Source organism: Pseudorhodoplanes sp. (assembly GCF_050250235.1).
GTDB lineage: Bacteria > Pseudomonadota > Alphaproteobacteria > Rhizobiales > Xanthobacteraceae > Pseudorhodoplanes.
On the sequence record NZ_JBFWPA010000003.1, the window covers coordinates 201677 to 210059 of the forward strand.

At 64.7% G+C, this 8383-nt stretch carries 4 protein-coding genes; all 4 read left to right on the forward strand.

The genetic code is table 11. The annotated features are described in order from the left end of the window. The first annotated feature begins 83 nt into the window (after positions 1-83). The 4 genes from AB7F49_RS03090 to AB7F49_RS03105 all read left to right on the forward strand — a co-directional run bounded on the left by AB7F49_RS03090 (position 84) and on the right by AB7F49_RS03105 (position 7972). On the forward strand, positions 84-3398 hold the full coding sequence (locus AB7F49_RS03090; RefSeq protein WP_428520200.1) for a DUF2126 domain-containing protein: 3315 nt from the start codon (positions 84-86) through the stop codon (positions 3396-3398). A gap of 24 nt (positions 3399-3422) precedes the next feature. Next, positions 3423-5903 carry a circularly permuted type 2 ATP-grasp protein gene (locus AB7F49_RS03095; RefSeq protein WP_428520202.1) on the forward strand — a complete coding sequence of 827 codons (2481 nt, stop codon included), beginning with the start codon at positions 3423-3425 and terminating at the stop codon, positions 5901-5903. Next, positions 5900-6781, forward strand: coding sequence for a transglutaminase family protein (locus AB7F49_RS03100; RefSeq protein ID WP_428520204.1), 882 nt, complete (start codon positions 5900-5902; stop codon positions 6779-6781). Before AB7F49_RS03095 ends, AB7F49_RS03100 begins: the two co-directional genes overlap by 4 nt. A gap of 66 nt (positions 6782-6847) precedes the next feature. Beyond that, on the forward strand, positions 6848-7972 hold the full coding sequence (locus AB7F49_RS03105; protein WP_428520206.1) for a zinc-binding metallopeptidase family protein: 1125 nt from the start codon (positions 6848-6850) through the stop codon (positions 7970-7972). Positions 7973-8383 lie beyond the last annotated feature (411 nt).

Consider the following 8383-nt stretch of genomic DNA (forward strand, 5'->3'; position numbering starts at 1 on the left):
CGTCCGCCTTGCTACACTGACGGCGCAGCGCGTGCGAGGGGGATGTGCGCCACCATGATTGATGCATTTCGGAAGTCGGCGCAGTGGCGATCCTAGTCTCGCTTCACCACGTCACCTCCTACCGCTACGACCGGCCGGTCGGTCTTGGGCCGCAGGTGATCCGGCTCCGGCCGGCGGCGCATAGCCGGACGCAGATTCCGAGCTATTCGCTGAACGTGCGGCCATCGCAGCACTTCATCAATTGGCAGCAGGACCCCCACGGCAACTGGCTGGCGCGACTGGTATTTCCAGAGAAGACCGAGGAATTCCGGGTCGAGGTCAATCTCACCGCCAATCTGTCGGTGATCAATCCGTTCGACTTCTTCGTCGAGTCCTACGCGGAATATTTCCCCTTCGTTTATACCGACGACCTGAAGGTCGATCTTGCCGCCTATCTGACCCCGGAGCCGGCCGGTCCGCTGGTGTCCGAATTCGTCGCGTCTCTGCCAAGCGGCGGCGAGCGGACAATCGACTTCCTGGTCGGCCTCAATCACAGGCTACAGCAGCGCGTTCGCTATCTGATCCGCATGGAAGCCGGCGTTCAGACGCCGGAGGAGACGCTTTCGATCGCGTCCGGCTCCTGTCGCGACTCGGCCTGGCTGCTGGTCAATGTCGCGCGCCATCTCGGGCTCGCTGCGCGCTTCGTATCGGGCTATCTGATCCAGCTGAAAGCGGACGTCGATCCGCTGGAAGGCCCCAAGGGCACCGACAAGGATTTCTGCGACCTGCATGCCTGGACGGAAATCTACGTTCCCGGTGCCGGCTGGGTCGGATTCGACGTGACCTCGGGATTGCTGTGCGGAGAGGGACATATCCCGCTCGCCGCGACCCCGCATTACCAGTCGGCGGCGCCGATCACCGGCACGGTCGATGCGGCCAACATCAATTTCGGCTTCGAGATGCGGGTCGACCGTATCCACGAGGCGCCGCGCGTCACCAAGCCGTTCTCGGACGAGACCTGGGTCAAGCTTGATGCGATGGGCGAGCAGGTCGATCGCGACCTGAAAGCGAACGATGTCCGGCTCACCATGGGTGGCGAGCCGACCTTCGTTTCGATCGACGACTTCGAAAGCGCGGAATGGAATACGGCCGCTGTCGGCCCAACCAAGCGCGCGCTGGCCGACACCCTGATCCGCAGGCTGCGCGCGCGTTTCGCGCCGAATGGGTTTCTGCATTACGGGCAGGGCAAGTGGTATCCGGGCGAGAGCCTGCCGCGCTGGGCCTTCGCGCTGTACTGGCGCAAGGATGGTGAGCCGATCTGGGGCGACGCCTCGCTGATCGCGCGGGAGGCGGGTCCGCGCGACGCCGTGATTGAACAGGCTGAGGCATTCACCGTCGACTTTGCCGACCGGTTGGGTGTCGGTGCCGATTTCGCGCTCCCGGCCTTCGAGGACCCTGCCGTCTGGGCGCTCAAGGAGGCCGAACTGCCGGAGAATGTCGATCCGACCGATCCGAAGATCGAGGATCCGGAAACCCGCGCGCGCATGGTCCGCACCTTCGAGCGCGGCCTGTCGAAGCCGTCGGGATTCGTGCTGCCGATCCAGGCCTGGCAATCGCGATCGACCGACCGCCGCTGGAAGAGCGAGAAATGGAAGCTGCGCCGCGGCAAGCTGTTTCTGGTGCCGGGCGACTCTCCGGTGGGCTTCCGGCTGCCACTGGGTGCGCTGCCCTGGGTGCCGCGGTCGGACTATCCCTATGTCCACCCGCAGGACCCGACCGAGCCGCGCGAGCCTCTGCCGTCGCGCGAACAACTGGCGCAAATCTATAATGATGGTGGCGGATCGGCAGAGGCCAATGCGGATCGCCAGACCCGGGTCGAGCAGGTCGCAGTTGCGGGCGCCGTGCGTACCGCGATCTCGATCGAGCCGCGCGACGGCATCCTCTGCGTGTTCATGCCGCCGGTGGAGCGGCTCGAGGATTATCTCGAATTGCTCGCCGCGATCGAACACAGCGCGCGTGCGACCGGGACGCCGGTTCATATCGAAGGCTATCCGCCGCCACACGATCCGCGCCTGAACGTCATCAAGGTGACGCCCGATCCCGGCGTGATCGAGGTCAACGTGCATCCGGCGTCGAACTGGCGCGAAGCGGTCGGGATCACCACCGACCTTTATGAGGAAGCGCGGCAAACCCGGCTCGGCACCGACAAGTTCATGATCGACGGCCGACATGTCGGCACCGGTGGCGGCAATCATGTCGTATTGGGCGGCGCGGTGCCTTCTGACTCGCCGTTTCTGCGCAGGCCCGACCTGTTGCGCAGCCTCGTGCTCTACTGGCAGCGGCATCCGTCGCTGTCGTACCTGTTCTCCGGCCTGTTCATCGGTCCGACCAGTCAAGCGCCGCGCATGGACGAGGCGCGCCACGACGGCCTGTATGAGCTCGAAGTCGCGCTCGATCTGATGCCGGAGGGTGAAGCTTACGTGCCGCCATGGCTGGTCGACCGGCTTTTCCGCAACATCCTCGCAGATGTCACCGGCAATACGCATCGCGCGGAAATCTGCATCGACAAGCTGTATTCGCCCGACGGCCCGACCGGCAGGCTCGGACTGATCGAGTTCCGGTCATTCGAGATGCCGCCCGATCCGCGGATGTCGCTCGCGCAGCAATTGCTGATCCGCGCGCTGGTGTCGTGGTTCTGGCGCGAGCCGCAATTCGGCAAGCTGACGCGCTGGGGCACGACGCTGCATGACCGCTTCATGCTGCCGCATTATGTCTGGCAGGATTTTCTCGGCGTGCTCGCCGATCTCGGTCGCGCCGGCTATCACTTCGATCCGGACTGGTTCAAGGCGCAATGGGAATTCCGGTTTCCGTTCTACGGGGCCGTGGAATATGCCGGCGTCAGGCTTGAACTGCGGCAGGCACTGGAGCCCTGGCATGTGCTGGCCGAGGAGAGCGCCGCAGGCGGTACGGTGCGGTTCGTCGATTCGTCGGTCGAGCGCCTGCAGGTGAAGGTCACGGGCTTCGTGCCGGAGCGGCACGTCATCGCCTGCAACCGCCGCCGGATGCCGATGGCGTCGACCGGCGAGACCGCAGAAGCGGCCGCGGGCGTTCGTTTCAAGGCCTGGAAGCCGGTTTCGGGGCTACATCCGACGATTCCGGTGCACGCGCCGCTGACCTTCGACATCATCGATGCCTGGAACAGGCGTTCGCTGGGCGGGTGCGTCTACCATGTCGCGCATCCCGGCGGCCGCAACTACGAGACCTTTCCGGTCAACTCCTACGAGGCGGAGGCGCGGCGGCTGGCGCGCTTCCAGGATCACGGACATACTGCGGGAATCGTGGACTTGCCGCCGGAAGAGCCGGCGAGCGAATTCCCGTTGACCCTCGATCTGCGCCGCAGCGCACGGCGTCCGGACTAGTGCCCCATAGCGGTGGAATGACCCATGAATAAAGCGGCTTCGGCCGAAACGCCGCGCCCGGCCTGGTACGACGATTATGTGCCGCTCAGCGGGGTGCCCGATGAGCTGATCGGGCCTGACGGGCGTCCGCGCAGGGCCTGGCTGAATTTTCTCCATCAGCTTTCGGCCGACGAACAGTCGCTGGCGGCTGTCGACCGGCATCTGCAGGACATCGGCGTTTCCTATCGCGTGCACGGCGAGGCACGCGAACGCACCTGGCCGATGAGCCGGCTGCCGCTTCTGATCGAAGACGAAGAATGGAATGCGATCGCTGCCGGCGTCACCCAGCGCGCACGCGTGATCGAGGCGATGCTCGCGGACGTGTACGGCCAGGGCCGTCTGGTGAAGGACGGCGTGCTGCCGGCGGCACTGGTCTCCGGTTCGAGCGAATTCATGCGGCCGCTGGTCGGGGTCGAGCCGCCGGACGGGCGCTGGCTTCATATCTATGCGGTCGACCTCGGCCGCGGTCCCGATGGCCGCTGGTGGGTCCTGAGCGATCGGGCCCAGGCGCCGTCGGGTGCGGGCTATGCGCTGGAAAACCGCCTGGTCATGTCGCGGGCGCTGCCGACCGGCTACCGGCGAATGAATGTGCGTCGGCTCGCGCCATTTTTCCGCGATTTCCGTTCGACGCTCGCCGACGCTGCCGAGCGCCCCGAACCGCGCATCTGCCTGCTTACCCCCGGGCCATACAGCCAGACCTATTTCGAACAGGCCTATCTGGCGCGCTATCTTGGCTTCCTGCTGCTGGAAGGCGACGATCTCGTCGTTCATGACGGGGTCACCCATGTTCGGACCATCGCCGGCCTGAAGCGGGCGGACGTGATCTGGCGTTTCGTCGATTCGGACTATGTCGATCCAATCGAACTCAACGGGAAGTCGCGACTTGGCATCCCGGGCCTTGTTTCGGCGCTGCGCCATGGCGGTACGGTCGTCGCCAACATGCCGGGCGCGGGCTTCGCGGAGTCGCGCGCGCTGATGAGCGTGATGCCGTCGCTCGCCTCGCATCTGATCGGCGAGAAACTGGCGCTTCCCAATATCGCGACGTGGTGGTGCGGCGACGAAGCCGGCCGCCGCCGCGTGCTCGACAATTTCAACCGTATGGCCATTTCCGGCGCCTTTGCCGGCCGCCTTCCGGAACTGTTCGGCGAGACCCAGATTCTGCCTGCCGACCTGGACGAGGCCCAGCGCAAGACGCTGCGAGAGGCGATCGAGGAGCGTGGCGTCGACTTTGTCGGTCAGGAAGTGGTGCAACTCTCCACCACGCCGGTCTGGGCCGGCGACAGGCTGGTGCCGCGTCCGTTCGTGCTGCGCGTGTTTGCGGCGGCGACCGCGAATGGCTGGGAAGTCATGCCCGGCGGCTTCTGCCGGATTTCGGCGCAGTCCGATGCACGCGCCATCAGCATGCGCGAAGGCGTGCAATCCGCCGATGTCTGGGTGCTGTCGAGCAGACCGGTTGCGCCAGAAACGCTTCTTCCGGCGGGCACCGATATCCATATCCAGCGCATCCTCGGCAATATCCCGAGCCGTGCGGCGGACAACCTGTTCTGGTACGGGCGCTATCTGGAGCGCGCGGAGGCGACGCTGCGCGTGGTGCGCTGCCTGTGTGCCCGCGCGATCGATATGGATTTCGTCTCCGGAAATGTGCCCGCGACCATCGAGAAGCTCACCCGTCAGCTGGTGGCATGGGGCGCGGTGCCGGAAGAGCAGGAGGACGCCTCGACGCTGGTCATCGCGCGCACCGCGCTCGCGGACGAGAACGCCTATGGGTCGGGTCTGTCGGGCGTGCGCATGGCCCGCAATGCCGGCTCCGTCATCCGCGAACGGATTTCGGTCGATGCCTCAAAGCTGTCGCGTCGGCTCGACGAGCTTCTGTCCGATGTCGGTGAATTGCCGAGCGAGACCGACGTGCTCGATGCCGCCGATCGCGCGTTGCAAATTCTCGCCGCCTTGTCCGGTCTCGGTCAGGAAAACATGAATCGCAATGCCGGCTGGCGCTTTCTGGATATCGGGCGGCGCACCGAGCGTGCCATCAATACCTGTCGGCTGGCGCGGCTATTCGCTTCGGACGATGCGAGCGCCGAAGACCTCGACGTGATGCTTGATCTGATCGATTGCCAGATCACCTATCGCTCGCGCTACATGACGGGGATCGCGCTCGCCCCGGTGCGCGACATGGCGATGCTCGATCCCTACAATCCGCGCTCCGTGGGATTCCAGTTGATGACCATCAACAGGCATGTCGCCACCCTCCCGGCGCTTCACCTCGACGGGGTGCCGGAAGAGCCGCAGCGTCTTGCCGCGCGGCTTGCTACCGATCTGGAAACCACCACGGCGCACAATCTCGATGATTCCGTCGTGCTTGCGATCGAGCAGCGCATCACAAGCTTCGCCCACGCCGTCGCCGCGCGCTATTTCCTGCGGCGTCAGACAGGCGTGGTCGGGGCCGGAATCAGCAGTCTCGCGTGATCTACGACATCGATCACCTGACCGCCTATTCCTACGAGGCGCCGGTCTCGTCGGCTTCGCTTGCGTTGCGGCTGACGCCGCGCAACACGCTGACGCAGCGCAGCCTCGCGCACGAGGTCAGGATTTCGCCGGAGCCCGATCACGCCACGTCGCATCGCGACTATTTCGGCAATGTCGTCGAACTGGTGAGCATCGACACGCAGCATACCGAACTGCAGATCCGGTCCATCGCCCGCGTCGAGGTTGCGCCCCGGCCGGAACTTTCCGGCCCCGATCTGGCATGGGAGTGCGTCAGCCGGGCGGCGTTGTCGGAGCGCGATCTGAGCGCCGCGGCGCCCACGCATTTCATGTTCACGAGTCCGCGCATCAGGCTGGCGCGCGAGGTGACGCATTACGCGCGGGCGAGCTTCACGCCAGGACGCGGGATCGTGGAGGCCTGCACCGATCTGATGACGCGGATCCGCGACGATTTCGACTATCGGCCGGACGCCACGGAGATTTCGACATCCATCGCCGAGGCCTTCGCGCAGCGGGCCGGCGTGTGCCAGGACTTCGCGCAGATCATGATCGGCGGCCTGCGCGGGCTCGGCCTGCCGGCTGCCTATGTCAGCGGCTATCTGCGCACGATACCGCCGCCCGGGAAACCGCGCCTGCAGGGCGCCGACGCGACCCATGCCTGGGTGTCGGCCTGGACCGGGCCGGACAATGGCTGGATCGGGTTCGATCCGACCAATGCCATCCTGGCAGGAATGGATCACATCACGCTCGCAATCGGGCGGGACTTCTCGGATGTGTCGCCGGTTTATGGCGTCTTCGTGGGCTCCGGCGAGAACGAGCTGAAGGTCGAGGTCGATGTGATTCCGGTCGATGCGGCATGAACCGAGGCGCCGGAACCTTGCGTGGACCCCGTTCGTTCTGACCGTTCGCAAGGGTGACAGGGCGAGATGCGGCTGTTTGTGTGCCAGGGATGCGGTCAGCCGCTCTATTTCGAGAATGTCGTCTGCGGAAGCTGCAGCCGCAAGGTCGGCTACCTGCCGAGGCTGACGCGGATGACCGCACTCGATCCGGTGAATACCGGGTGGCGCGCGCTTGCGGATACGGAAAGGCAGTACGGCTTTTGTGCCAATGCGCAATTCGAGAGCTGCAACTGGCTTGTCGCCGCCGACAGCGGGCAAAGCTTTTGCGTCGCCTGCCGACACAATCGCACCATCCCCGACCTCTCCGCCGGCAATAATCTGGTTCTGTGGCGCCGTCTTGAGACGGCGAAGCGCAGGTTGTTCTACAGCCTGCTGCGGCTGCAATTGCCGCTCGTGACCTGGGTGCAGGATCCGGCGGGACTGGCATTCGATTTTCTCGCAACCACGTATCAGCCGGTCGTGACCGGGCATCTGAACGGTGCGATCACGATCAACCTCGCGGAAGCCGACGATTCGGAACGCGAGCGCCAACGCGGAGCCATGGGCGAGCCCTACCGCACGCTGCTCGGTCACTTCCGGCACGAGATCGCGCATTATTACTGGGATTTGCTCGCCAACAACGAAAGCTCGATCGAGGCGTTTCGCTCGGTTTTCGGTGACGAGCGTGCCGATTACGGTGAGGCGCTGCGGCGTCATCACGCAAGCGGGCCGCCGGCGGATTGGGCCGCGAATTACGTATCGGCCTACGCCAGCGCGCATCCGTGGGAGGATTTCGCCGAGACATGGGCGCATTATTTCCACATCGTGGATACGCTCGAGACCGCCCGCGCTTTCGGCGTAAGCACGCAACCCCGGGTTGCGAGCGCGGCCTCGTTGGAGACGCCGGTCGATTTCGATCCTTACGGCGCAACCATCGACCAGCTGATCGAGGCCTGGCTGCCGCTCACATTCGCAATCAATTCGCTCAACCGCTCGATGGGCCTGAATGACCTCTATCCATTCGTTATCGCTCCCGCCATCGTGGTCAAGCTCGACTACGTCTACCGGCTGGTCCACCGGTGTCCGCATCCACCCGACATCGCGGACGAGGTCACGCTGAAGGCGATGATCGCTCTTCTCAAGAGAGGAGCCGCTGGGCCGCTGCCTGGGTGAGGCAGCGGGCGGCCGGGAACTTTGGGGCGGGCGTCCGGCGGTTTTGGTTACCCCCGGTTAATCGCGTTGTACTCTTTCCACCAGTTGTTTCCGCATGACACCCATCGAACCCTGCAAAAAGATCAGAAACCCGTTTCTTATCAGTGTGTTGACCCACCTTTTCCGGCTGTGGCCGGGCTACCACACCCGGCGGATGAACGGTTCGTCCATATTGCCGCTCCATATTTACGGTCTATGGTAACGAATGGTTGTGAATCGGAGGGCTCTGGAGTGCCATTGCGGCATCTGAGCGCGGGACTTTGTTGCGCATTGGTCGCCGCTCTCGCGGGCTGTCCTGCGCTGCCCTCCGCCGGCCCGACGACCGCCGAGGTGGTCGCCAACGAAAGCCATACAGCGATCGTATCCGGCTAT